The sequence below is a fragment of the Microvirga sp. P5_D2 genome, from assembly GCF_054049475.1.
The window spans coordinates 1-23909 of record NZ_JBFUMH010000045.1 but is presented as its reverse complement, the minus strand read 5'-3'; the positions used below and the strand labels follow the sequence as shown (position 1 = coordinate 23909).

Annotated in this window: 20 protein-coding genes; 8 read left to right on the top strand and 12 right to left on the bottom strand. The window is 63.9% G+C overall.

Going from position 1 to position 23909, the window contains the following annotated elements; all coding sequences use genetic code 11:
• The first annotated feature begins 13 nt into the window (after nucleotides 1-13).
• Nucleotides 14-1273 (top strand): hypothetical protein, encoded by a 1260-nt coding sequence (locus tag ACXJKO_RS13905; RefSeq protein ID WP_457091683.1) that lies wholly within the window; start codon nucleotides 14-16, stop codon nucleotides 1271-1273.
• A gap of 77 nt (nucleotides 1274-1350) precedes the next feature.
• Here the strand turns inward: ACXJKO_RS13905 and dksA are convergent, their stop codons facing one another.
• From dksA to ACXJKO_RS13880, 5 genes are all read right to left on the bottom strand, one after another.
• Nucleotides 1351-1770: an RNA polymerase-binding protein DksA gene (gene dksA, locus ACXJKO_RS13900; RefSeq protein ID WP_457091682.1), complete on the bottom strand. Its 420-nt coding sequence runs from the start codon at nucleotides 1768-1770 to the stop codon at nucleotides 1351-1353.
• A 150-nt stretch (nucleotides 1771-1920) separates the two neighbouring features.
• Nucleotides 1921-2907, bottom strand: a complete 987-nt coding sequence (locus ACXJKO_RS13895) for a YcjF family protein (protein ID WP_457091681.1) — start codon at nucleotides 2905-2907, stop codon at nucleotides 1921-1923.
• Nucleotides 2904-4352, bottom strand: coding sequence for a YcjX family protein (locus ACXJKO_RS13890; RefSeq protein WP_457091680.1), 1449 nt, complete (start codon nucleotides 4350-4352; stop codon nucleotides 2904-2906). Before ACXJKO_RS13890 ends, ACXJKO_RS13895 begins: the two co-directional genes overlap by 4 nt.
• Nucleotides 4353-4493: 141 nt before the next feature.
• The gene (locus tag ACXJKO_RS13885; protein ID WP_457091679.1) at nucleotides 4494-5387 is read right to left on the bottom strand and encodes a hypothetical protein; all 894 of its coding nucleotides are present in this window, start codon (nucleotides 5385-5387) and stop codon (nucleotides 4494-4496) included.
• Nucleotides 5388-5542: 155 nt separating this feature from the next.
• The gene (locus ACXJKO_RS13880) at nucleotides 5543-6604 is read right to left on the bottom strand and encodes a hypothetical protein (protein WP_457091678.1); all 1062 of its coding nucleotides are present in this window, start codon (nucleotides 6602-6604) and stop codon (nucleotides 5543-5545) included.
• A 158-nt stretch (nucleotides 6605-6762) separates the two neighbouring features.
• On the opposite strand from ACXJKO_RS13880, the gene ACXJKO_RS13875 reads away from it, so the two are divergent.
• Nucleotides 6763-7278, top strand: a complete 516-nt coding sequence (locus tag ACXJKO_RS13875; RefSeq protein WP_457091677.1) for an N-acetyltransferase family protein — start codon at nucleotides 6763-6765, stop codon at nucleotides 7276-7278.
• Here the strand turns inward: ACXJKO_RS13875 and ACXJKO_RS13870 are convergent.
• Nucleotides 7275-7799 (bottom strand): SixA phosphatase family protein, encoded by a 525-nt coding sequence (locus ACXJKO_RS13870; RefSeq protein WP_457091676.1) that lies wholly within the window; start codon nucleotides 7797-7799, stop codon nucleotides 7275-7277. The genes ACXJKO_RS13875 and ACXJKO_RS13870 overlap by 4 nt on opposite strands.
• Entirely contained in the window at nucleotides 7799-8644 is an 846-nt protein-coding gene (locus ACXJKO_RS13865; protein WP_457091675.1) for an AAA family ATPase, read from the bottom strand. The genes ACXJKO_RS13870 and ACXJKO_RS13865 overlap by 1 nt, the downstream gene beginning before the upstream one ends.
• 137 nt (nucleotides 8645-8781) lie before the next feature.
• Here ACXJKO_RS13865 and ACXJKO_RS13860 point away from each other — a divergent pair, with 137 nt between their 5' ends.
• The 5 genes from ACXJKO_RS13860 (at nucleotide 8782) to ACXJKO_RS13840 (ending at nucleotide 14715) form a co-directional block, all read left to right on the top strand.
• Complete coding sequence (locus ACXJKO_RS13860) at nucleotides 8782-9618, top strand: hypothetical protein (protein ID WP_457091674.1); 837 nt, start codon at nucleotides 8782-8784, stop codon at nucleotides 9616-9618.
• Nucleotides 9619-9662: 44 nt separating this feature from the next.
• A complete protein-coding gene (locus ACXJKO_RS13855) occupies nucleotides 9663-10949 on the top strand; it encodes a cystathionine gamma-synthase family protein (RefSeq protein WP_457091673.1) in 1287 nt (428 codons plus the stop codon).
• Between the two features lie 170 nt (nucleotides 10950-11119).
• Nucleotides 11120-12910: a cation:proton antiporter domain-containing protein gene (locus ACXJKO_RS13850; protein WP_457091672.1), complete on the top strand. Its 1791-nt coding sequence runs from the start codon at nucleotides 11120-11122 to the stop codon at nucleotides 12908-12910.
• 3 nt (nucleotides 12911-12913) lie between these two features.
• Complete coding sequence (locus tag ACXJKO_RS13845; RefSeq protein ID WP_457091671.1) at nucleotides 12914-14089, top strand: vWA domain-containing protein; 1176 nt, start codon at nucleotides 12914-12916, stop codon at nucleotides 14087-14089.
• 56 nt (nucleotides 14090-14145) lie between these two features.
• Nucleotides 14146-14715 carry a hypothetical protein gene (locus ACXJKO_RS13840; RefSeq protein WP_457091670.1) on the top strand — a complete coding sequence of 190 codons (570 nt, stop codon included), beginning with the start codon at nucleotides 14146-14148 and terminating at the stop codon, nucleotides 14713-14715.
• Between the two features lie 178 nt (nucleotides 14716-14893).
• Here the strand turns inward: ACXJKO_RS13840 and ACXJKO_RS13835 are convergent, their stop codons facing one another.
• Together ACXJKO_RS13835 and ACXJKO_RS13830 are read right to left on the bottom strand one after the other, a co-directional pair.
• Nucleotides 14894-15319, bottom strand: a complete 426-nt coding sequence (locus ACXJKO_RS13835; RefSeq protein WP_457091669.1) for a universal stress protein — start codon at nucleotides 15317-15319, stop codon at nucleotides 14894-14896.
• A gap of 20 nt (nucleotides 15320-15339) precedes the next feature.
• Nucleotides 15340-15660, bottom strand: coding sequence for a 2Fe-2S iron-sulfur cluster-binding protein (locus ACXJKO_RS13830; protein ID WP_457091668.1), 321 nt, complete (start codon nucleotides 15658-15660; stop codon nucleotides 15340-15342).
• 316 nt (nucleotides 15661-15976) lie between these two features.
• Here ACXJKO_RS13830 and ACXJKO_RS13825 point away from each other — a divergent pair, with 316 nt between their 5' ends.
• On the top strand, nucleotides 15977-20791 hold the full coding sequence (locus ACXJKO_RS13825; protein WP_457091667.1) for an apolipoprotein A-IV repeat region-like domain-containing protein: 4815 nt from the start codon (nucleotides 15977-15979) through the stop codon (nucleotides 20789-20791).
• A gap of 425 nt (nucleotides 20792-21216) precedes the next feature.
• Here ACXJKO_RS13825 and ACXJKO_RS13820 read toward each other — a convergent pair whose 3' ends face one another.
• From ACXJKO_RS13820 to ACXJKO_RS13810, 3 genes are all read right to left on the bottom strand, one after another.
• A complete protein-coding gene (locus ACXJKO_RS13820) occupies nucleotides 21217-21831 on the bottom strand; it encodes an ABC-type transport auxiliary lipoprotein family protein (protein WP_457091666.1) in 615 nt (204 codons plus the stop codon).
• A gap of 78 nt (nucleotides 21832-21909) precedes the next feature.
• On the bottom strand, nucleotides 21910-23247 hold the full coding sequence (locus ACXJKO_RS13815) for an MlaD family protein (protein WP_457091665.1): 1338 nt from the start codon (nucleotides 23245-23247) through the stop codon (nucleotides 21910-21912).
• Between the two features lie 9 nt (nucleotides 23248-23256).
• Nucleotides 23257-23909: ABC transporter ATP-binding protein (locus tag ACXJKO_RS13810; RefSeq protein WP_457091664.1), on the bottom strand; the 653-nt coding region annotated here is incomplete at its 5' end.

The following is a 23909-nucleotide window of genomic DNA, read 5'->3' as shown; positions in this document are numbered from 1 at the left end:
TTGAGAGTTCATCGTGTCATCTCTTTTTGGTACCGAGTCGCGGGCTGTCCTCTTCGTGGTCGCATTCGCGATCATCCTGGCCCTGGTCGCATTGTTCGGCCTGGTGCTGCGCAAGCTAACCGGCGCGCGTCTCATGATGCCCGGCAGCGACCGCTCGCGCAGCCGCCAGCCCCGCCTCGGCATTGTCGACGTCTACGATCTCGACCGTCAGCGGCAGCTGCTTCTGTTGCGCCGGGACAATGTCGAGCATCTTCTTCTCATCGGCGGCCCCAACGATGTGGTTATCGAGACCAACATCGTGCGCGTCGCGGGCGCACGCATTCCGGCTCCGGCCAACGAGCCAGTACCCGAGCGTTTCGAACCCCAGCTGGAGCAGGCTCCCCGTGCTTCGCAGGTCGAGCCGAACGGACGGCCGTCCATCGAGGCGCAGCTCGCAGCGCAGCTCGGCTCCTTCGTGCGCCGACCCAATGAGGATTCGGACGCGGATGAGGAGCTGGCTCCCGTCGCTTCCATCAGCGCGCCGGTTCAGGCTCCTCAGGCTCCGTTGATGCCCGAGCCCGTTCTGAAGCCGGATGCGGTGAGCATCTCCGCCAATCCCGTGGTTCAAGGCCTTCGGGCCGAGGCCAGAGCACCTGTGTTCCCGAGCGCCCCGGCGCCTGCACCGGTCGTAGAGCGTCCCGAGCCCCGCCCGGCCTTCACGCCGCCCGCACCGCCGCCCTTCCAGTCGCGCGCAACGCCCACCGTACCGGCTCCGCCCGTGGCACCGCCAATGGCTCCTCAGCCGTCCGAGCCGGTTCGTCCCTTCCAGCCCGCTCCCGTCGAGCCGCCCGCTGAGAAGAGCGGTGCCGATCCGGTCGTTCTCTCGAACATGGCGAAGCAGCTCGAAGAAGCCCTGAAGCGTCCGGCTGCTCCCGTGCCGCCGCCTCCGATGGCTCCCGTTGCCCCCGCCGCCGCGAACGACACCGACTTCGACGACCAGGATGAGGACGACGATTTCCTCGAGCCCGGCCCCATCGGCGAGCCTCTGGCAGCCTACGAGGAAGAGCGTGACGAGGATCTGGTCGAGGAGCAGGAAGAGGATCAGCCACCGCAGGCCCCTCGCCCGTCCGCCGAGCCTGTGCGCCCCGCTCCCTCGCCCCTGCCGCCGCAACCGGCCGAGTCGGCTTCTTCGGAGAAAAAGGACAAGGAAGCGGATCCCTTCTCCGTCGCGGAGATCGAAGCGGAATTCGCCCGCCTTCTGGGACGGCCGCTTGACACGAGCAAGAAGAGCTGAGGCTTAAAAAAGTCATCAATGAAAAAGGGCTCCGTCACCGGAGCCCTTTTTTGTTTTTATTGGAATGAAGCGGACGCTTAATCGTCCCGATAGACCCGCTCATTGCGCTCGTGGCGCTCCTGAGCCTCCAGCGAGAGGGTCGCGATGGGGCGAGCCTCGAGGCGCTTGAGGGAAATCGGATCTCCGGTTTCCTCGCAATATCCGTAGGAGCCGTCATCGATGCGGGACAGGGCCGCGTCGATCTTGGCGATCAGCTTGCGCTGCCGGTCGCGGGCGCGAAGTTCGATGGCCCGGTCCGTTTCCGAAGAGGCCCGATCGGCAAGATCGGGGTGATTCTCATTTTCGCTCTGCAAGGTTGCGAGAGTTTCCTGAGCCTCTTTAAGGATATCGCTTTTCCAGCGAATGAGCTTTCGCCGAAAATACTCCCTTTGCCGTTCATTCATGAAGGGCTCGTCTTCTGTCGGTCGATAACCCTCATCAATAACGATGTCTGTCATGTGCGGCCATTGTTCCCCAATGAACTGTGGCGCCCCTATATAGGTAAGCAGGTTCCCCGACAACGATATTAAACGTCACCGATTTGTCTAATACGGAGCAACTCTTCCTGCCCCAGCGTAAAGTGGCCAAGCCTGAACGATTTGCCGCACCTAGACAGCGGCGTTCTCAGCCCGGCTGATCAGCTCCCCGGCTACATCGCCGATCTTCGGGGTCTCCTCCTGGATGAAGGGCAGCGGGCGGCAGACCGAGAGGGCGGCGAGACCAAAACGGGCCGTCATCAGGCCGTTCAGCACGCCCTCCCCGAGCTTTGCGGAGATGCGCGCTGCGAGCCCCAAACCCAGCACCTGCTGCATGAGACTGTCGCCCACGGCCATGCCGCCGGTGACGGCAAGGTGGTTGAAGGCCGCCTTGGCGAGACGCAGGAAGCCGAACAAACCGGGTCTCCCACCATAGATTCGCGCCAGCGTTCGCAGGAGGCGCACGGCGGCGAAGATCACGAAGGCTACGTCCACGATGGCGCGGGGGCTCACTGCCGTCACGAGGGAGACCTGCTTGGCGGCTGCGGCAATCGCCCGTTTCGCCTGGGCATCGAGCGGCGCCAGAAGCTCCCGCTCGGCAATGGCGAGCCGATCATCCGCATCGATGATCTCGTCGCTGAGCGCCTTCAGGCGGGCGGTGCCCTGAGCCGCGCTGCTGCGGGCGCCGTAGAGATTGAGCAAGTCCGAGACGATGCTCTTGGCGGCCTTATGGTCCTTGACCGCCAGGGTATCGATAGCCGCCTCGCGCAGTTTCTCGATCTTCTGTTCGCGCCAGATGCCGGCGATCTCCCGGCCGATGATGGCCAGGAAGGCAAAAAGCGCGAGAACAGCGAGGGCCAACCCCACCCAGCCGAGCCAGGGCGCGACCGCATAGAGACTGCCGATGAGGTTTTCGAGGGCGAGGCCCAATCCGAGAAGAAGCAGGCCCGACAGGGCCGAAATCAGAATGCCGACCCACGGCGCGCGGCGGCGCTCGCCCATGGGCACGACGATGCCATCGGCGGCCTCGATGGCGTCGAAAGGCTCCTCCGTGACCTGGACGGCACCGCCGGTCACATTCGGATCGTCGAGGCGGAAGGCGCGCGGTTGGCGGCTCATGCGAAACGGTCCCCCAGCAGGAATTCAAGGGCGCGGTCGAGGCGGATGTGAGGCATCCGGGCCATGCGGCCCGCCGCATCGACAGGCAGCTTCGGTGGGCGGAAGCGCGGGAAGCGGAAGGAACCTGGCTCGATGGCGCCATGGAAGATCGCTTCCGCCGATTCCGGCAGCTCACCCGGAAAGATCGCGGCTTCCGTCTCCCCGTCGAAAATCTCTCCGCCGACCCACTCGCCAGCTTCAGGAATGCCTGCGACGGCGCGCAGGGTCTCGCGGCCTTCACGGATCGTCGTTTCCCGCGTGGCGCGCACGGAGGCAAGTGCCACCGTGCCGACCCGGGCGCCCGCCGCTTCCGTGCGGCGAGCGGCTCGGTTCACCAAAAGGCGGAGAACCGCATCGAGACGGTCGTGATCAGTATGGTGGATGTGATCGGCCTTGGTGGCCGCGAACAGCACCTTATCGGCACGGGGCGAGAACAGGCGGGACAGAAGCGTGTTGCGGCCCGTGCGGAAGGCCATGAGCACCTGATCGAGGGCTTCTTCCAGTTCCGCCAGGGCGACGGGTCCCGCATCGATGGCGGCGAGCACGTCGACGAGCACGATCTGGCGGTCGATCCGCTGGAAATGATCGCGAAAGAAGGGCCTGACCACATGGGTCTTATAGGCCTCGAAACGCCGCTCCATGAGGGCCGCGAAGCTGCCCGGCGCAATCGGCTGGCCTTCCGGCAGCTTGAGCGGGGCGAAGGTGAGCGCGGGAGAGCCGGCGAGATCGCCGGGCATGAGGAAGCGCCCGGGAGGGGTCGTCGCCACGGCCTCGGCGCCGGCGCGCAGGGCCATGAGATACTCGGTGAAGGCGAGGCTGGCCTTGGCGGCCTGCATCTCGTCCGCGGGCCCTGCGGGGTCGAAGGTCTTCAGGATCTCATGCCAGGAGGTAGCGGCAGCGGCGCGATCCCGCTTGCGGCTGGCCTCGATGGTCTGCTTCGACCATTCCGCATAGCCTGCATCGAGCAGAGCAAGATCGAGCAGCCACTCGCCCGGGTAATCGACGATGTCGAGGGCAAGCGATGCGGGACCCGTGCGCCATCCGGCTTTGCGTTCATATTCAACATCCACCCGCAACTCGCTGATGCGGTTCGTGGATTGCGGCCAGCGGCGATCTTCCGTGAGCGCCGCCATGTGCTCCTCGAAGGGAAAGCGGGGAATCGCATCGTCCGGCTGAGGGCTGAGATGGGCGCGGCGGATGCGGCCCTCGGCGGAGGCCCGGAAAGCGGGAAGGTTCGTGCCCCGCGTCAGATGATGGACGAGAGCGGTGGTGAAAACGGTCTTGCCGGAGCGGGCCAGGCCCGTGACCCCGAGACGGAGCGAAGGCTGGACAAGCTGGCCGGAAGCCTCCCAGAGCGACTGCGCTGCGGACCCGGCGCGGGAGGCGAAATCGGTGATAAGCGACAAGGAGGCCTTCCAACCTGTTGAATTTTCAGCTCGCGACAGTTTTCGAGCCGGCCTATGCCGGCTCGATGGGAGAGTATCCCCAAGCTGAGCTTACAGGTGGGGCGCGCATGGGTGCAGTGCAAGCGCTACCGGTTCGCGGACTTACAACATGAAGTCCGCACCATGCCACATGGCATCGTAGTGGCGCTGAACCTGGTCGGGAGAAAGCTCGTAATCGTAGAGCGCGACCTTTCCGATTGCCCCCTTGAAGAACGACCGGAAATCACGCGTGCCCACGCGTAACGGTGCATCACCCTCTTCCGGCGTGATCACATGAAGCGTGTGRTTGTTGGGCCAATGCTCCGAAAGCTTGTCCATATCGTCCCACGGCTTCTTCGTGGCACGGCCCGGGTTTTGGTTCGCGTTGCTGCCATCCCGGTAGATYTTTGTGTAGCCGGGGTCCTTCTGGTTATTGGGCGTCGTGTTGATAACGAAAACATAATGGATCCAGTCCCCGGGCTTGATGCGATCCTGGAAATACGAGCCGATCCCCCGTCCGCCCTCTTCATTGAAAGCGTAACCGGAGATCCTGTTATCGCGGTCCTCCCGGTTATTGCTCCCATACATCCGAGCCGCCCATTCCATCTCGCCCGGCAACTCGCCCTTTCCCATCCAATGGACGTAACCGCTCCCCTCCTGCTTCGGGAATCTCAGAGCATCCGGGCGCAACCACGCTTCAAAGGTCAGGATGCCCGTGTTTGAGACGGACAAATCCGGCGCATCCGGAAATTCGAAGTAACTGTTTCGACCGCTGAACACGGCGACCTGATCGCCGTTCGGCATGACGGAGCCCGAGGTATTATGATAGGCGCCCTTTCGCCCTGTATTCGCGAAATCGAATTCCCAGGGCTCGTTATTCGACAGCGGAAGATAGAGCGTCGGCCGGTCCGTCAGAACGGCTTGGTCATATATGCTCTTGGAAGCACCTTGGGCTCGTTCAAGATCGATGGAACCCTTGCGAGCGGTTTCACTAGGATGAAGAACAGAGTTTTGCATGAAAATCCCCTATCATGAACGATGTAACGATAGGCGGATAAATGGCAGAATAACGTCATAACGAGATAATTATTCTTTGAATATAATCTTTATAATAGATTTATATACTCAAAACATCTCCGAAAACACCACTTTATATAACGCTTGTATTCTTGTTACTGCACAGCTTCGCGGAAATTCTTTTGCACTAATTCCATCTCGTTCGCGCGAGAAACGGCGTCCTTCTGCATCTTGGCCGACAAACGCTGGACAGCCCTTTCCACGAGGTCGGGGCTGGCGCGCAAGGTTCCCAATTCGAATGACGCCATGGCGAGCATGACATGCGTGAGATTGGGCAAAGGCATGCCGTCCTGCGCAAAAAGCTTGAGATCGTCGCTCGGTCCAATGCCGAGCCCTTGCACTATGCGGCCCGCATAATTGCGATGCCTCTGCTCTTCCGATGGGCACGTCATCGCGACCTGAACCTTGGGCGCGGGCTTGAGGTTGGCTGAAGGCATAGGTGTGGGCTCACGGCTTGGCTTCGCGCGAGAGATGACGAGGCGCTTTGGCGCTTCGACCGGCTTCGGCTTCTCACCCATTCCATCCGCAATGCTGGGCACGCGGAATTGAGGCGTCTTGGGTTTCATGGGGATCACCAGGGACACGCGTCCCGGCTTGCCGCCCGCTCCACTCCCCGCCGTATACCGCACCACCCGGCCCTTGCGGCGCGAGGCGAGGTATTGCGCCCGAACCGTGCCGCCGATGCCGCGCAYGGCCAGAACCGCGATGCCTCCGATGCCGCTCGCCATGCCACATTCGGCAGGCGCCCAGCGGCGGACGATGTCCATGGCAGACTTCCTGCCGAACTCCAGATAATAGCGCCGCAGCAGGGTCGCGGCGGCATCGGCCCCGTGGTCGGCGGAGGCGAAGCCCACATGGCCTTCGCCATCCGTCGCCAGCTCGCCGTTCCAGCGGGCACTCTTGATGCACCAGTAATTGTTGAGCTTGACGCAGCGCGTGACGAAGGGGCGCTCGGCCTTGAACAGGGCCGCCAGGGTCACGACCGTCTTAGGCTCCAGTGCATCGAACGCCTCCAGCCGCCAGTTGGACACCTGACGGGCCTCGGGCTCGTAGCGCGCCTGCTGGAACCGCGCCCCGGGGTCGATGGCGAGCGTGGATAGATCCGGCATGAGCGCACTCCCGGCCAGGGCGAGCGCAAGAAAGGTCTGGAGCATCATGATGAGGGTTTTGCCCCTGTGATCAGCCTGGAAGCATTGGGAGGAAGGTTTCAGGCAGAACGATGGTAGGGCCGGCAGGTTCATTCTCAATGTTTACGGCTTGACCGTGACGATACCCCGATGCACCAAAAGCCCTCCCAATCTCTCGGCAGGATCTCATGACCGCTGAACCGATCATCCGCAGCCTGTCGCCCTCGGATGCGGAAGCTTTCCGCGAACTGAGGCTCAAGGCTCTTGCCACGAGTCCGGAGGCTTTCGGCTCGAGCTACGAGGAAGAAGCGCACCTGCCGCTCGACACGATCCGCTCGCGCATTCCCACCTCCGGCCCGAACGCGATCTTCGGAGCCTTCGCAGGCGGGCAACTTGTCGGCATGGCGGGATTTGCCGTTTATGACCGGATAAAGGTCTCGCACAAAGGCCTCATGTGGGGCGTCTATGTGCAGCCGGATCAGCGCGGCCACGGCTTGGGCCGGAAGCTGGTTCAGAGCGTGATCGAGCAGGCCTCCCGGCATGTGATCATGCTCGAAGCGGCTGTGGGCCTCAACAATGACAGCGCCCGGCGCACCTATCATGCCCTCGGATTCAAGCCCTACGGGATCGAGCGCAAGGCGCTTAAAGTCGGCGATGCGTTTTATGACGAGGAATTACTGTACCTCGACTTCTCAGACGCCTAATCGTCCTCGCCGTTGTCGAGCGATTTCGGCGTCACGAAGCGCTCCAGACGTCCGCTCTTGCGCGTCACCTCAGCCCAGCTCTCGTGCTCGAAATCGATGACCGCAAGGCCCGCGGTCGGATACTTGCTGCCGAGCCGGAGGATTCCTTCCATGTCGCCCTCGCCGATAAGGAGGCTCGCCAGATCCTCGAAGCCAGGATTGTGGCCGATCATGAGAACCGTGCGCGCTTCGGGCTCCACCTCCCGCAGCACGGCGAGCAGCCGCGCCACGGGCGCTTCATAAATGCGGCCATCATGGCGGGCCGGCACCTCACCGATGGAGGGATGCACGATCTCCCAGGTTTCCTGCGTGCGCCGGGCCGGCGAGACGAGGGCGAGATCGGGCATAAGGAATTCGCTCCTCATGTAATTGCCCATCAGAACCGCCGCGTTCTGCCCGCGTGGGGCGAGCGGACGGTCGAGATCCAGAATGCCCGGCGGCCACGCGGCCTTGGCGTGACGGAGCAGGAGAAGACGGAGCATCAGCGCCCTTCCCTTCTCGCAATGAAGGCAAGCTTCTCGAACAGGCTCACATCCTGCTCGTTCTTCAACAGCGCCCCATGGAGCGGCGGAATGAGCTTGCGGGTGTCGCGCTCACGCAATTGCTCGGAGCCGATATCCTCCGCGAGCAGAAGTTTCAGCCAATCGAGCAGCTCGGAGGTGGAAGGCTTTTTGCGCAGGCCCGGAACCTCGCGCACATCGAAGAAGATTTTCAGCGCCTCTTCCACGAGCCGGTGCTTGATGCCGGGGTAATGCACCTCGACGATGCGGCCCATGGTCTCCGCATCCGGGAACTTGATGTAATGGAAGAAGCAGCGGCGCAGAAAAGCATCCGGCAGTTCCTTCTCGTTGTTCGACGTGATGATGACGATGGGCCTCTGCGCGGCCTTCACGGTCTCGCCTGTCTCGTAGACGAAGAACTCCATGCGATCGAGTTCGAGCAGCAGATCATTGGGAAACTCGATATCCGCCTTGTCGATCTCGTCGATCAGCAACACGGGCCGCACATCGGAGGCAAACGCATCCCACAGTTTGCCACGCTTGATGTAGTTGCGGATGTCGGACACGCGGCTGTCGCCGAGCTGGCTGTCGCGCAGGCGCGAGACCGCATCGTATTCATAAAGGCCCTGCTGGGCCTTGGTGGTGGATTTGATGTGCCAGGTAAGCAGCGGCGCGCCGAGGGATCGCGCGATCTCCTCCGCCAGGACGGACTTGCCGGTGCCGGGCTCGCCCTTCACGAGGAGCGGCCGCTCCAGGGTGATCGCCGCATTGACGGCAACCGTCAGGTCCTCGGTCGCCACATAAGTCTCGGTTCCGGCAAAGCGCATCCACTCATCCTTTGATTGTCTTGGCTGAAGATGCGGAATGGAAGCGCCTGAGACAAGCCGTCACCTGAAAATGATACTATCTTTCATTTTGTCCGGATTTGGAGGAGCATGGGCTGAATTCAATCGAGAAGATCCCGATGTCCAAGCTGTTGCTCTCCCCTCTTATGGCCCTGTTCCTGATCCTGGCCGCAAGTGTCGCCCAGGCCCAGAAGGTCAAGTCACCGAAGGATGGCAGCATGACCTTCACGCGCCTGGACATCGCAGAAATCTGTGCGGATTGCACCGTCGTTCAGGCAAGCGGCAAGTTCACAGAGAAGACGATGGACGCCTATTACGACTTCATCTTGCACGAACGCTTCAAGAAGCRCCTCTATTTCGTATTCGACTCCAATGGCGGCACTCTCAATAGCGCCCTGGCACTCGGCAGGGTCATGCGCCGGCTGAAGGCCAATACAATCGTTGGGCATGCCCATATCCGCAACGGCGCAGTCGAGATCGAACCGGCGACCTGCGCCTCGGCCTGTGTCATGACCTATGCTGGAGGTATAACCCGAAGCATGCCGAAGGGATCGAGGCTCGGCGTTCACCGATGGATCCCTGTCGATGCGGCCTCCCAGGATGGGAAGGCCCCGAAGAAAACCAAGCCCAGGCTCATGAACGAAGGGACTGTAGCGAGCCTTCAGATTCTGGTAGCTGCCCATCTCAGACACTTCCAGGCGATGGACATCGATTTGCGGGTCGCGATTCCCTTGCTTGAGACGCCCTACAGCAGCATCACCTGGGTCACGCCCCGCGATCAGAGCTTGTGGAATCTGGTGACCGTAGATTCCAAGCTGAGCACCCCGTCCGATAGACAATGGCCCGTCATCTTCCTGCCGACTCCGGAGCCCACTCCAGGACAGGACAAGCCATTGTCGGGAAGCAGAACCGCCGAAGGGGATGAGACGGAGGCCTTGCCTTCCATGCCCGGATAGGTTCGAACAGAGCCTTATAAAAACATTCGGGAGGACAAAAACCTATGGCTCATAACCGTTATCACAAAGACCGCATCGGGAATCACAAGCTGAAGCCCGAAACCCTCATGCTGGGCTACGGCTACGACCCGACCCTTTCCGAGGGCGCGGTGAAGCCGCCGGTCTTCCTGACCTCGACTTTCGTGTTCAACAGCGCGGAGCACGGCAAGGAATTCTTCGATTACGTGGCCGGACGCCGGGAGCCCCCGAAGGGTGAGGCGGCGGGTCTCGTCTATTCGCGTTTCAATCATCCGAATTCCGAAATCGTCGAGGATCGGCTTGCGATTTACGAGGAGGCGGAGGCTGGCCTCCTGTTCTCCTCCGGCATGGCGGCGATCTCCACCACGATCCTCGCCTTCGCCAAGCCCGGCGACGTGATCCTCCATTCGCAGCCACTCTATGGCGGCACCGAGACCCTGATCGCCAAGACGCTCGCCAATCTCGGCATCGGGGCTGTCGGCTTCGGCGATGGCGTCGACGAGGCGGGCATGCGCGCGGCGGCCAAGGAAGCGCAAGCGAAGGGCCGCGTGTCGGTGATCATGATCGAGACGCCCTCGAACCCGCTCAACACCCTCGTGGACGTGGCCTTCATGAAGACCCTCGCCGACGAGATCGGAGCAGCCCAGGGCCATCGTCCGGTCATCGTCTGCGACAACACCATGCTCGGCCCGGTCTTCCAGAAGCCCCTGCAGGACGGCGCGGACATCTCGGTCTATTCGCTGACCAAGTATGTGGGCGGGCACTCGGACCTGATCGCCGGTGCGGCGCTCGGCTCCAAGGAGATGATCAAGACGATCCGCCTTCTGCGCTCGGCCATCGGCACGCAACTCGACCCGCATTCCTGCTGGATGCTCGGCCGCTCGCTTGAAACCCTGGCGCTTCGTATGCAGGCGGCGAACCGCAATGGGGAGATCGTAGCGAAGTTCCTGCACGACCACCCCAGCGTCACGAAGGTGCACCACCTCGCCTACCTGCCGGAGGGCTCGAACGCTCGGAAGGTCTATGAATCCCAGTGCGACGCACCGGGCTCCACCTTCTCCTTCGACGTGAAGGGCGGCGAGGCGGAGGCCTTCAAGGTTCTCAACGCGCTCCAGGTCTTCAAGCTCGCGGTGAGCTTAGGCGGAACCGAGTCCCTCATCTCGCACCCGGCCTCCACCACCCATTCCGGCGTCCCCAAAGCCACCCGAGATCGCCTCGGCGTCTCCGACGCCACAATTCGCGTCTCCATCGGCATCGAGCACCCGGACGATCTGGTGGCCGATCTGTCGCAGGCATTGGCGACGTTGGGGTGAAGCTAGGTGGTCATCCCGGATCGCCTTCGGCGTCCGGGATAACACCCCTCATCGTCCCACCCATGCTCCATCTGCATTCATGTCGCGCCCGTCATGTTCCCTGAGGCCGCGATTTGCGCTTGCGCTGTGCTTCCGGCTAGACCCACAATACGTCTGACTGGAAGGAAAATATGTCCCCCTCGATAGACCTGCACGCGTATCAGGAGCCGATCCTTTTTCTGGCAACGGCAGGCGTCGTCGTCCCGCTCTTTCATAAGCTGAAAATCAGCCCGGTTCTGGGGTTTCTCGCGGCAGGCGCGTTGCTGGGGCCCTATGGGCTCGGGCGGTTCGTTCCCGAACATCCCTGGATCGACTGGCTCACCTTCACGAATCCGGAGGGCACATCGCGCCTGGCCGAATTCGGCGTAGTGTTTCTGCTCTTCACCATCGGCATCGAGCTTTCCTGGCAGCGCCTGCGTATCCTGCGGCGACAAGTCTTCGGGTTCGGCACGCTCCAAGTCGTGCTCTGCACGCTGGCGCTCAGCCTGTTCGCCTTAAAGGTGGTGGACACGGTCACGGCGGCAGCCGTCATCGGCATCGCGCTTGCCCTCTCCTCGACGGCCATCGTCCTGCCGGTTCTCGCGGAACAGAAACGCATCAACACCACGCCGGGCCGCGCGAGCTTCTCCGCCCTGCTCTTCCAGGATCTGGCGGTGGCGCCAATCCTGTTCACCCTGGCGGCCCTCGATACGCGCCAGCCGGATGCGACCATGCTGTCCTTCGCGACAGCCCTTTTCCAGGCGGCGCTAGCGCTTGCCGTCATCGTCGGTCTCGGGCGCATCATCCTGCGGCCGTTCTTCCAGATGGTCTCGGCCACCAAGAGTCCCGAACTCTTCATGGCGGCGTGCCTTCTCGTGGTGCTGGTCACGAGCCTGATCGCGGCGGTGAGCGGATTATCCATGGCGCTCGGGGCCTTCCTCGCGGGTATTCTCCTCTCCGAGACCGAGTATCGCCGCGCGGTCGACACTACGATCCAACCGTTCAAGGGTTTGCTGCTCGGGGTGTTCTTCGTGTCGGTGGGCATGAGCCTGGACGTGGTCCGGTTTCTCGAAGCCCCGGTCACCATTCTCGCCGTGGCCACCTTCCTGATCGCCATCAAGAGCGTGATCATTTTCTGGCTCGCACGGCCCTTCGGCCTCAACGCCTCGGAAGCGGCCGAGACCGGCTTGCTGCTGGGGCCCGGCGGCGAGTTCGGCCTCGTCATCCTGGGCGTTGCCATGACCACGGGCCTCGTACCGATGGATATCGGCCAGAACCTGCTGCTCGTTACGACCCTGACCATGGCGGCGATCCCGGTTTTCGCCCGCCTCGCCCGCCGCCTGAGCCGCCGCCTCGAGAGGAAGTTGCCGCTCGATCCGACCATAGCCGTCCCGCCGCCTCCGGAAGAGGCTGGACGCATCATCGTTGCGGGCTACGGGCGCGTCGGGCAGCTGGTCGGCGATATGCTTCAACGCCATCGCGTGCCTTATCTGGCCATCGACATGGACCCGGACCGGGTCGCGGACGAGCGGAAGGCGGGAAAACCGGTTTATTTCGGAGATGGCTCCTATCCCCATTTCCTGCGCGCCTGCGGCATCGAGCAGGCCCGTGCCCTCGTCATCACCCTCGACACGCCAAGCTCTATCGAGGCGGTGGTCGCAGCCGCCCGGCAAGAGAGGCCCGACCTCACCATCGTGTCCCGCGCCCGCGACGCGAAGCACGCGGCGCAGCTCTACGAGCTCGGCGTCGACGATGCGGTGCCGGAGACCATCGAAGCCTCCCTTCAGCTCAGCGAGGCGGTTCTGGCGGATATCGGCGTGCCCATGGGCCTCGTGATCGCCTCTATCCACGAGCGGCGGGACGAGTTCCGCGCGATCCTGAAGCAGACCAGCAAGAAGCCGGATCGAACCGAGTTCCGCGCCCGGCGCACCGTGGGCAAATAGGCGATGTTCCTCACCTTCTTCACGGAGCTGCGGGCGGCCAAGGTTCCCGTGTCCTTGCGGGAATATCTCTCCCTGCTGGAGGCGGTGGAGCAGGATCTCGCCGACAAGAGCGTGGAAGAATTCTACTACCTGTCCCGCACCTGCATGGTGAAGGACGAGCGCCATTTCGACCGGTTCGACCAAGTCTTCGCCCATGCCTTCAAGGGCATCGAGCGCATGGGCCAAGCCCTGGAGCAGGGCGAGATCCCCGAGGAATGGCTGAAAAAGCTCGCTGAGCGCTACCTTACGGACGAGGAGAAGCAGCAGCTTGAGGCTATGGGCTGGGAGAAGCTCTGGGAGAACCTCAAGAAGCGCCTGGAGGAGCAGAAGGGCCGGCACCAGGGTGGCAACAAGTGGATCGGCACCGCCGGCACATCGCCCTACGGCGCCTATGGCTACAACCCGGAAGGTATCCGCATCGGCCAAGACAAGAACCGCAATTTCCGCGCCGTGAAGGTGTGGGACAAGCGCGAGTTCAAGGATTTCGACGACAGCGTCGAGCTCGGCGTGCGCAACATGCGCGTTGCGCTGCGTCGCCTGCGCCGTTTCGCCAGATCCGGCTCAGCCGAAGAACTCGACCTCGACAACACGATCCACGAGACCGCGCATAAAGGCTATCTCGATGTGCGCCTGCGGCCCGAGCGCCGCAACGCGGTGAAGGTGCTGCTCTTCCTCGATGTGGGCGGCTCCATGGACTGGCACATCCAGAAGGCGGAGGAGCTGTTCTCGGCGGCACGGCTGGAGTTCAAGCATTTCGAGCATTTCTACTTCCACAACTGCGTCTACGAGAACCTGTGGAAGGAGAACCGCCGCCGCTTCGACGAAAGGATCCCGACGCTCGACGTGATCCGCACCTATCCGTCCGATTACCGGGTGGTCTTCGTGGGCGATGCTTCCATGAGCCCCTACGAGATCACCCATCCCGGCGGCTCGGTGGAGCATTGGAACGAGGAACCGGGCCATGACTGGATCAGGCGCATCCTCGATCATTTCCCGAAGGCCGTCTGGCTCAACYCGACGCCCAAGCCCCATTGGCAATACACGCAATCCATCGCCCTGATGCGCCAGCTCTTCGGCGAACGGATGTATCCGCTCAACCTGGAAGGCATCGACAACGCGATGCGGGAGCTGGTCCGGTAGACCAAAAAGAGAGCGCGGGCTTGTCACCGAGGCGGGACTTAGTCCATGAGACGCCCATGATACAGACCTACACCCACAGCCCCCGCCCCATCGGCAGCCCGATCACCTTTACCATCAAGGGCGACAGGCTGATCGTGGATACCGGCCGTAAGGTCCATGAGGTGCAGCTCGGCGCGGTCGAGGTCGTGCGCATGACCTACGAGCCGGGGCGTGTGGGTCAGAAGGCGTTCCGCACCCGGGTCGTCATGAAGGACGGCAAGGCCTTCAACTTCTCCTCGCTCAACTGGAAGAGCCTGGTCGAAGCCCAGGAGATGACGATGGAATATCGCGCCTTCGCCGAGAGCCTTTGCGCGGCCATCGCGAAAGCCAATCCGCAGGCTCGCTTCATCGCCGGCAAGCCCTGGTGGCTCTGGGCCACCACCTTCACGGTGGCCATCGCCTCGCTTCTCGCCATGGCGGTGCTGATCTGGCGCGCCGCGCAGATGGGCTCGACTGCCGTCGCTCTGCTGGGCGTGCTGTTCGCCGTCGTGGGCGTCTGGCAGATCGAGCCGATGATACGTCTCAACAAGCCGCGCGTGTTTCGTGCGGGCGAGTTGCCGAACGAGCTGATGCCGAAGGCTGGCTGAAGAATATCCACTACGTCATGGCCGGGCTTGTCCCGGCTATCCCGATTGGAAGAGCGCGATGCCTCAAGCCATCGGGATCACCGGCACAAGGCCGGTGATGACGTGGAGGTTCGAGCGCCTCATTCTGCCAACGATCCCGGATCGGCTTACACCGTCCGGGATGACACTGTGGGATAGGTTAATCCCGCACCACCAGCACCGAGCACTTGGCGTGCCGCACGATCGTCGCGGCGTTCGACCCCAGCAGGTATGTCGCCATCGTCGGGCGATGAGAGCCGATGACGACCAGATCCGCGCCGGTCTTCTCGGCCTCGTCCAGCACCTCGTTATAGACCGAACCGAGCCTCACCACCGCCGAGACACGCTCGGGCGGCAGCTTCACGCTGGCGGCGATCTCGGCGAGTTTCTTCTCGGCCTCGCCCTGCTGCTCTTCGTCGAAGACCGGAGGCATGAACTCCATGTAGGTAACCGGCACGAGCGAGCGCACATAGATCAGGCGGATGCTGCCATCTCCGCCTGCGGCGAGTTCCACCGCCTTGTCGATGGCGGGCTGGGCGGCTTCGGTTTCACCGAGATCGACGGGAACGAGGATCGTCTTGAACATGAATTGCCTCCGGGCAGCAATCAACCTTGTCTGGTGGGAGTACGAACGACGAGGCCGTCGAGTTCCGGTCGCACCCGGATCTGGCAGGATAGGCGCGAGTTGGGGCGCACGTCGAAGGCGAAATCGAGCATGTCCTCCTCCATGGGCTGCGGCTGGCCTGTGGCAGATTCCCATTCCTCGTCGACATAGACGTGACACGTGGCGCAAGAACAGGCGCCGCCGCATTCCGCCTCGATGCCGGGAATGCCGTTGCGCACGGCCGTCTCCATGACGGTCGCGCCCTCCTCCGCTTCCACTTCGCGGGAGGTTCCCTCGGCATCGATATAGGTGATCTTGATCATTGCGGACCTCTGTGTGACGGCGCATATTTACGACAGAGCGCGCCGGAAGACGAGAGACGAGCGCGAAACCCGCCGTTTTTTCGCCTCAATTTACCCGGTAGTGCAGGTTACTGAGCCGTTAACGACGTTCGCAAGTGGCAGGGGACATCGGGTTTCCTTCATCATGACCGGCCGCTAAACTCGCTTGGTAAATAGTAGATTACCTTACGGAAGAACCGACTCCGGTTCCTCCGTGCTGGTCGAGGCTATGCATTCCGTCCGATCGGGCGGCTTGGCACAGCTTCGATCATCATCAGTTGCGTCACGAGGGCGGATCATGGCGATCGAGAAGAAGAAGATAAAAGACCCGGCGGAGGCAGCCCTTTCGGCTGTCGAGCAAGCGCTCAACCTTGACGAGTCGCTTGACATCCCAACCCCGGGTCAGACGGAAAGCAGGTCCGCTTCTTCCGAAGACATCCGGCTGCCCGACATCGAGGCCCACGATTTCACCAGGGGGCCTTTCAACGCGGATCCCGACGATACGGCGGACCGCATGGAAGACCGTGAGGTCAGGGTGGATGACATGCCCCGCTCCGGCTTCGTCGCTCCCGACCGCGCGGCTGTCGCCAACGACGACCGCCAGAATGTCGGCGTGATGCTTCAAGCGCTTCAGGTTCGCCCCTCCCGCCGCGCTTACGTTCTCGCCACACTCGTATCCCTGCTCTGGCTCGGTGGCGTCGGCGCGTTCGTCTATTCACAAGGCATCGTCTCGCCCGAGCAGCTGCTCGCGACCTTCTCCACCTCACAGCTGGCGCTCGGCGCGATTGTACTGATCGCTCCCCTCTTCCTCTTCTACATCGCCGCGATGCTCACCGTCCGCTCGCAGGAAATGAAGATGGTGGCTCGCGCCATCGGCGAAGTCGCCATGCGCCTCGCCCAACCCGAGAACTTTTCGACCGATGCGGTTCTCTCGGTCTCGCAGGCCGTTCGCCGTGAAGTCGCCGCTGTCGGCGACGGCGTCGAGCGTGCGCTTGCCCGCGCCGGCGAACTCGAGACGCTCGTCCGCAGCGAGATCTCGACGCTCGAGCGCGCTTATTCCGACAACGAAATCCGCATCCRCTCGCTGATCGACGAACTCGTCGCGCAGCGCGAGGCCATCGTCTCGAACGCCGAGCGCGTTCGCGGCTCGATCACCGGCGTGCACCAGAACCTGCTTCAGGATCTCGACAGCGCCAGCGAACGCGTCGTGGCGGCCGTGAGCGGCGCGGGCGACAAGGTCACCGGCTCACTCGAGAGCCAGGGCGACCAGATCACGCAGGCTCTCGGTCGCGCCGGCGAGCGCGTCGTCGACGAGATGGCGAGCCGTGGCGTCGAACTCGTGGAGCGCCTGTCCGGCGCGAGCGACGAGATCAAGACCGGCATCGCCGATGTTGGCACCACCATCACCACCGCGCTCGAAAGCAAGGCGCAGGACATCACCGGCGCCTTCGAACGCACCGGCGACGTTCTCACCCGTCATCTTCAGGAAGGCGCAAGCCAGGTCACCCGCACGCTTGCCGAAACCGGCCGTGGCGTGATCGACGCGCTCGCCCAGCAGGGCAATGACGTGCGCGAGGCTTTCGAGCAGACCGCGCGCAGCCTCGAAGAGAGCTTCTCTCACCGCGGCAGCGAGATCACCGAAAAGCTGGCGGCTACTGGCGGCGTCATCGCCGACGACATTTCCGCCCGTACCACCGAGATGCGCGACCAGATCGCCGCCGCAGGCAGCGCGGTGAGCGAGGAAATCCTGACGCGCGGCACGTTCGTGCGCGAGCAGCTCTCCGCCACGGGCACCTCCATCGTTCAGGAGCTCGCATCGAACAGCACCACCCTGCGCGATGAATTCGCGACGACCGCGACATCCCTGATCGAGCAGCTTGCAACACGCGGCACGACGCTGCGCGAGCAGCTGGCCACCACCGGCACGGAAGTGGTCGACGAGATCATCGCTCGCGGCGGCGAGTTCCGCCTCAGCATGGCGACGACCGCGGAAGAAGTCTCGCGTGAGATCACCGCTCGCGGCGGTGAAGTGCGCGAGCATCTGGAGAGCGCGGTGCGCCTCGCGGACGAAGCCGTCGGCAACCGTGTCGAGGATCTCGCGGTCCGTCTCGAAACGGCGAGCCAGCGCGTGGCCGAGTCCGTCACCGTTCAGGGCCAGGCCCTGGAGACGACCCTCGCCCAGACCGGCGAACGCATCTCCTTCCTCATGGGCTCGAAGGTCGAGGAGTTCCAGAACTCCTTCGAAACTCGCGGCCAGGAATTCTCCGAGAGCATCACCCGCCATGTGGACGAAGCGCAGGTTCGCCTCGCCGACACGGGCAAGGGCATCGTTCTTGCCATCGCCACGCAGGGAGCGCGCGTCAACGAGGTGCTCAACCGCACGGCGGATACGCTCTCGACCACCGTCGACACTCGCGCCCGCGAAATGGAAGAAACCCTCGGTTCGCGCCTCGAAGCCTTCGAGAGCGTCATGAGCCGTGGCGGCGTGCTGGCCGAGCGCATCTCCACCGATGTGGGCAGCCTCACCGAGACCATCGGCGGCCGCTTCGAGGAGATGGATCGCCTGATCACCGTGCAGGGCCGCACCATGGCCGAGTCCTTCGCGGACCGTGCCCGCGAGGCGACCTCCGCCATCGAGACGCAGCTCACCGCGCTCGAAGAGCATGCTTCCCGCCGCACCACTGAGATCACGGTCAACTTCGACACCATCGTCGAGCGCGTGGACAGCGTTCTCAGCGCCCGCTCTACGGCACTCAACGAGGCGCTCGTCGTGCGTACTGGTGAGATGGCCCGTGTGATGGCCGAGGGCGGCCGCGAAGTCGCCAATGCCCTTCAGGCCCGCGTCGACGAAATCACCCAGGCGATCACCGCCAAGACCGGCAGCATCGCCGACACGCTCTCCTCCAAGGCCGAGCAGATCGGCGAGACGCTGGAGACGCGCGCAACCGCCATCAACCAGATCCTCGGCACCCGCGCCGGTGAGATTGCGGAGACCCTGGAAAGCCGCATCGCAGGCATCCATCAGGTTCTCGGCGACCGCRCCGACGAGATTGCCGAGACGCTGGGTTCCCGCGCCTCCGAACTCAACCGGACGCTCGGCGGTCGCGCGGAAGAGATTTCCGCGACGCTCGACCAGCGCGTCGGCCTCTTCGAGGAGCGCGTCGTCAACCGTCTCGGCGGTGTCGCGGAAGCTATCGACGAGCGCGGCCAGACGGTTGTCTCCTCGCTCAACAGCCGCATCGGCGAGATCCGTTCGATCTTCGACACGCAGGGCAACTCGCTCATCGAGGCGCTCAACGGCCGTGGCGACGAGATCGGCCGCGAGGTCGCTTCCATCACCGAGAGCACGCTCCGCGCCCTCGAGGATCGCAGCGGCAGCATGCTGTCGTCGCTCCAGGAGCGCACGATGGAGCTGACCTCGTCCTACATGCAGTCCACCGAAGCCATGCGCGTTGCCATCGACTCCGGCACGGAGCGCACGGTCGAAACCCTGCTCGGCACCAACGAGCGCCTGCGCGGCGAACTCTCCGACGTGCTCGGCCGCCTGGAGGATGCCGGCCGCATGCTCCAGCAGGTTGCCGCTTCCGCCGGCAACAACCTCAGCGCCGTCGAGGACGGCTTGGGCGGGCGCGTGCAGCATATCGAGACCCTCCTCTCGGAGATCGCCTCTCAAACCAGCCGCGCCTCGGATCAGGTTGCCGATCAGGTCAATGCCCTGCGCAGCGTCTCCTCCGGTGCGATCCAGCAGGCCATGGACCTCGCTCAAGGCCTCGAAGAGCGCGGCCGCGCCCTCACTGAGACCACCTACGAGCAGATGAACACGCTCACCCAGGCGGCTACCGCCCTGGAGCGCGTCGAAGCCCGCATGACCGAGGCCCTGTCGAGCCGCCAGAGCGCCCTGAACGATCTTCTCGGCCGCATCGAGGAGCGCTCGCAGGATCTCGAATCCGTCACCCGCGCCTTCACCACCCTCGTGGAAGGCTCGCTCCAGAACGCCGAGACCAAGGCGCGTCAGATCGGCTCCGTCCTCGCGGGCGCTGCCGAAACGACCACCAGCGCCATCGGCGAGCAGTTCGAGCGCATCCGCACCACCACGGGCATCGAGAGCGAGCGCACGGCCGCCGCCCTGCGCGGCACCTATGAGCAGGCCGCCGCCGAAATGGCGGAGGCCCTCGGCAGCGCAACCTCGAAGTTCCGTGACACCATGGGCGAGCTGCGCGGCATGACCGGCCAGATCCAGCGCGAGCTGGAAGCCACCCGGGCCGAGCTGCGTCGCGGTGTCGTCGAGCTGCCGCAGGAAACCCAGGAGAGTACGGCCAACATGCGCCGCGTCGTCGCCGACCAGATCAAGGCTCTCAACGAGCTCTCGTCTCTGGTCTCGCGTTCGAACCGCGTGGTCGATGCGGCTCCCGCCGTCCAGCCCCGCCGCGCCGCCGTGAACGAGGCGCCCGTCGCCGCTACCATGGCTGCGGTCGCCGCTGCCGTCGAGCAGCGCATCGCCTCCCCTGCCCCGATGCCCGTTCCGGCACCCGCGCCGGTGGTGGCCCGCCAGCCCGAGCCGCGTCCGGTTCCGGCACCGGCACCCGCCGCTCCCGCGTCTGCTCCGGTGCGCCAGCAGGCCGCTCCCGCCGAGCGCCCTGCCCTGCGCCAGGAGGCCAATGCGGCCCGTGATGCAAGCGCTGCCCGCGGCGGCTGGCTCTCGGACCTCCTGAACCGCGCCTCGCGCGAGGATGAGGAGCCCGTTCGCGGCCCTGCCCGCGCCCGCACCAACGGCCTCGAGTCCCTCGACTCGATCTCGGTGGACATCGCCCGGATGATCGACCACGACGCCGCCGTCGAACTGTGGGATCGCTATCGCCGTGGTGAGAGCAACGTGTTCAGCCGCAAGCTCTACACGGCGCAAGGTCAGCAGACCTTCGAGGAGATCCGTCGCAAGTATCGCCGCGATGAGGAGTTCCGCCAGACCGTCGACCGCTACGTCGACGAGTTCGAGCGCCTCCTTGCCGAAGTCTCCCGCGACGACCGCGACTCGACGCTGACCAAGACCTACCTCACATCGGAAACCGGCAAGGTCTACACCATGCTCGCCCACGCGAGCGGCCGCTTCGACTAAGAGCGGGTTGCAATACGGTTCATGAAAAACGCGGCCTCCGGGCCGCGTTTTTGTTGTGCTGCGCTCTTCCTGTGCACGATCCCGGCTCGGCTCCACCGTCCAGGGTGACAGCTTCTGTAGAGACACCCTCCGACGTCATCCCCGGACTTGTTCCGGTGATCCACGCCTTCGTTTCCAACCCCCACGGACCTCATCCTGAGGAGCAGCAAAGCTGCGTCTCGAAGGATCGTCAGTGATCTCTGGAGACGCCCTCGTTCTTCGAGACGGTCGCTCCGCGACTTCCTCAGGATGAGGGCAAGGGCAGTGGAAAGACGTGGATGGCCGGGACAAGCCCGGCCATGACGTGGCGTTGTTGAAAATGCCGCAAACAAAAAGGCTCCGAAATCTTCGGAGCCTTCAATCACTTCAGCGAAAAACCGCAACCCTCAGGTCGGAGCCTGTTCGTTGCTCGATGCTTGGCTGCTCACGTCGCCCGGCTCCTCGCGGCGAGGCAGCGGGCCGGCGCTGACCCAGCGCACGATGTCGAGCATCACGACGGACAGGGCCTCGTCGAGGGCGCGGGCCGCGTTTGCAGCATCCACGGCAGCGGCGGGAACACGGGCCTGGAAGATGCGGCCCCGGGCGATGCGGCCGGTCTGGTCGCTCACGATCTTCACGGACATCTCGACCACCGCCTCGTTGGAAGGCGTGGCGATCTCGAAGCTGCGGAGTTCGGAGATCAGCTGGACATCCGCGACCGCGCCGCTGCTGGGGCGCGAGACGCCGCGGATCTGGGATGCGTTCTCGAAGGTGTTGATGAGGCGCGTCTGGATCAGTCGGGGCAGGTTGTCGGCCCACTGCCCTCCTCCGAGGAAGGAGATCGTGCCGCTCGCGTCCTTCACCAAGATCTGCTGGGCGGCAAGGGTCTGGATAGCAGCCGGCTCGTTCACCAGGACCTGAACGCCGGAGGCGCCCCTGATCCGCGCGGTGGGCGCGGAGAGGTCAAAGGTCGTTGGGGCCGGCCCCGACGAGCAGGCCGCCGCGAGGACGGCAAGAACCACCACCGGCGCCAGGCGTCGGAGTGGCCGTAACAGATCGTTCGAGGAAAGAGGCACGGATGACCTACACATGACGCTTACTTAACGGCGTCCATTGTATTGTGGGAGATTAGGTTGGCCACCGAAAATAAACTGCTGTGGATTACGTTCGATGCTGCGGACCGCGCGGCTGATATCGCCCAAGGTCTTGCGGCCTTCCACGGCGAGCGCCTCGTATTCGCGAAGCCCCGATTCCGTGAAGCGGCCAACCCCTGAGAGCACGCCCTCGATTCCGCTGGTCCGCTGATTGAGGTCATCGGCCAGTTCCCGAACGGAGACGGCGGCAGCGCGGATCTCGTCGAAGGCGCCCTTGCCCGATTCCCCGGAGGCGGAGCCAAGGAACTTCTCGGCGCCGGCCAGGACACTGTCGATCTTGTCGGCGGATTTGTTGAGCTTCTCGGTGATGGAGCGGGCTTCCTGGATCGCTTTGTCGATGTCCGGGCTGCGGCGGTTCAGGGTGTCGGTGAAGTTCTGGACGTTATCGACGGCGCTTCTCACCTTGTTCGGATCGACCGCCTTGGTGAGGTTCGAGATCTCGGTGACGGCGGAATCGAGCCTGGGCGCGGTCTCGTTGAGGCGGTCCACGAGGCTTGCCGCATCCTTGAGGGCCTCGCTCACCACCTGCCGGTTCTCACCGAGCGCCTGGGTAAAGCTGTCCACGTTCTCGACGATGCGGGTCACGCGCTGCGGCTCGACCGCGCGCACCACCTGATCGACATTGGTCGCCAGCGTCTCGAGCTTCTCGGCGAGCGGACCCACTTTCTCTGCGGCCTGGCCGATCTGGGCCAGGAAGCGGTCGATACCCTCGGCGTTCTCGCCCAGCGCCTGGGAGAAGCGCTCCACGTTCTGGATGGTGCGGTTGATGGAGCCCTCGTTGTCCGTGACGACCCGGCCCACGCGCTCCAGCACGTCATCGGCCCGGCGGGCGATGTTGCGGGCGGTCTCGATGAGATCCTGGAAGTCGGAACGGTCGGCGAAGATCGTCGGCATGGGCTGGCCGGGCCCCGCCGCCAGCGGAGGCGCGCCGGGCTCGCCGCCGGACAGGCCTATATTCGCAACGCCCGTAAGGCCCTGGTATTCCAGGCGGGCGCGGGTGTCGGAGCGGATCGGGGTGCTGGCATCGACCTGGACGACCGCCACCACGCGGCGCGGATCCTCGGGCAGAAGGCTGATCTGGGTCACCTCGCCGACCCTGAGGCCGTTGAAGGACACGCTGGACCCTTGCGACAGGCCCGCGACGGAGCCCGAGAAGACCACGCGGATGCTCTGGCGCGACTGTCCCCGATCGCCACCGGAGAACCAGTAGACGAACCCGAAGGCGGCCGCGATCACCGCCAAGGTGAAGAGCCCGATCAGAGCGTAGTTCGCACGCGTTTCCATCACCAAACCCTACGCGCCGCCGGCCATGGCCGCGCGCGCCCGTTTTCCATGAAAATATGAGCGGAGCCAAGGGTGATCCGATGCCAGCATCGCCTCGATTGGCCCTTCCGCCAGGATCTTGCCGTCACCCAGCGCCGCGATCCGGTCGCACACCGTGTAAAGGCTGTCCAAATCATGGGTTACCATGAATACGGTGAGGCCTAAAGTCCTCTGCAACGTCGCAATGAGCTCATCGAACTCCCCCGCGCCGATGGGATCGAGACCCGAGGTCGGCTCGTCGAGGAAGACGATATCCGGGTCGAGCGCCAGGGCGCGGGCGAGCGCCGCGCGCTTGATCATGCCGCCGGAGAGCTCCGAGGGCAGCTTGTCCGCCGCATCGGGGTTGAGGCCCACCATCTCGATCTTGAGCATGGCCAGCTCGTCGAGCAGCCGTTCCGACAGGTCGAGGTGCTCGCGCATGGGAACCTGCACGTTCTGCTTCACGGTGAGCGCCGAAAACAGCGCCCCCTGCTGGAACAGCACGCCCCAATGCCGCTCCATGAGGCGGCGCTCGGAGGGCGACAGGTCGTCGAGGTTCCGAAAACAGCGCCCCCTGCTGGAACAGCACGCCCCAATGCCGCTCCATGAGGCGGCGCTCGGAGGGCGACAGGTCGTCGAGGTTC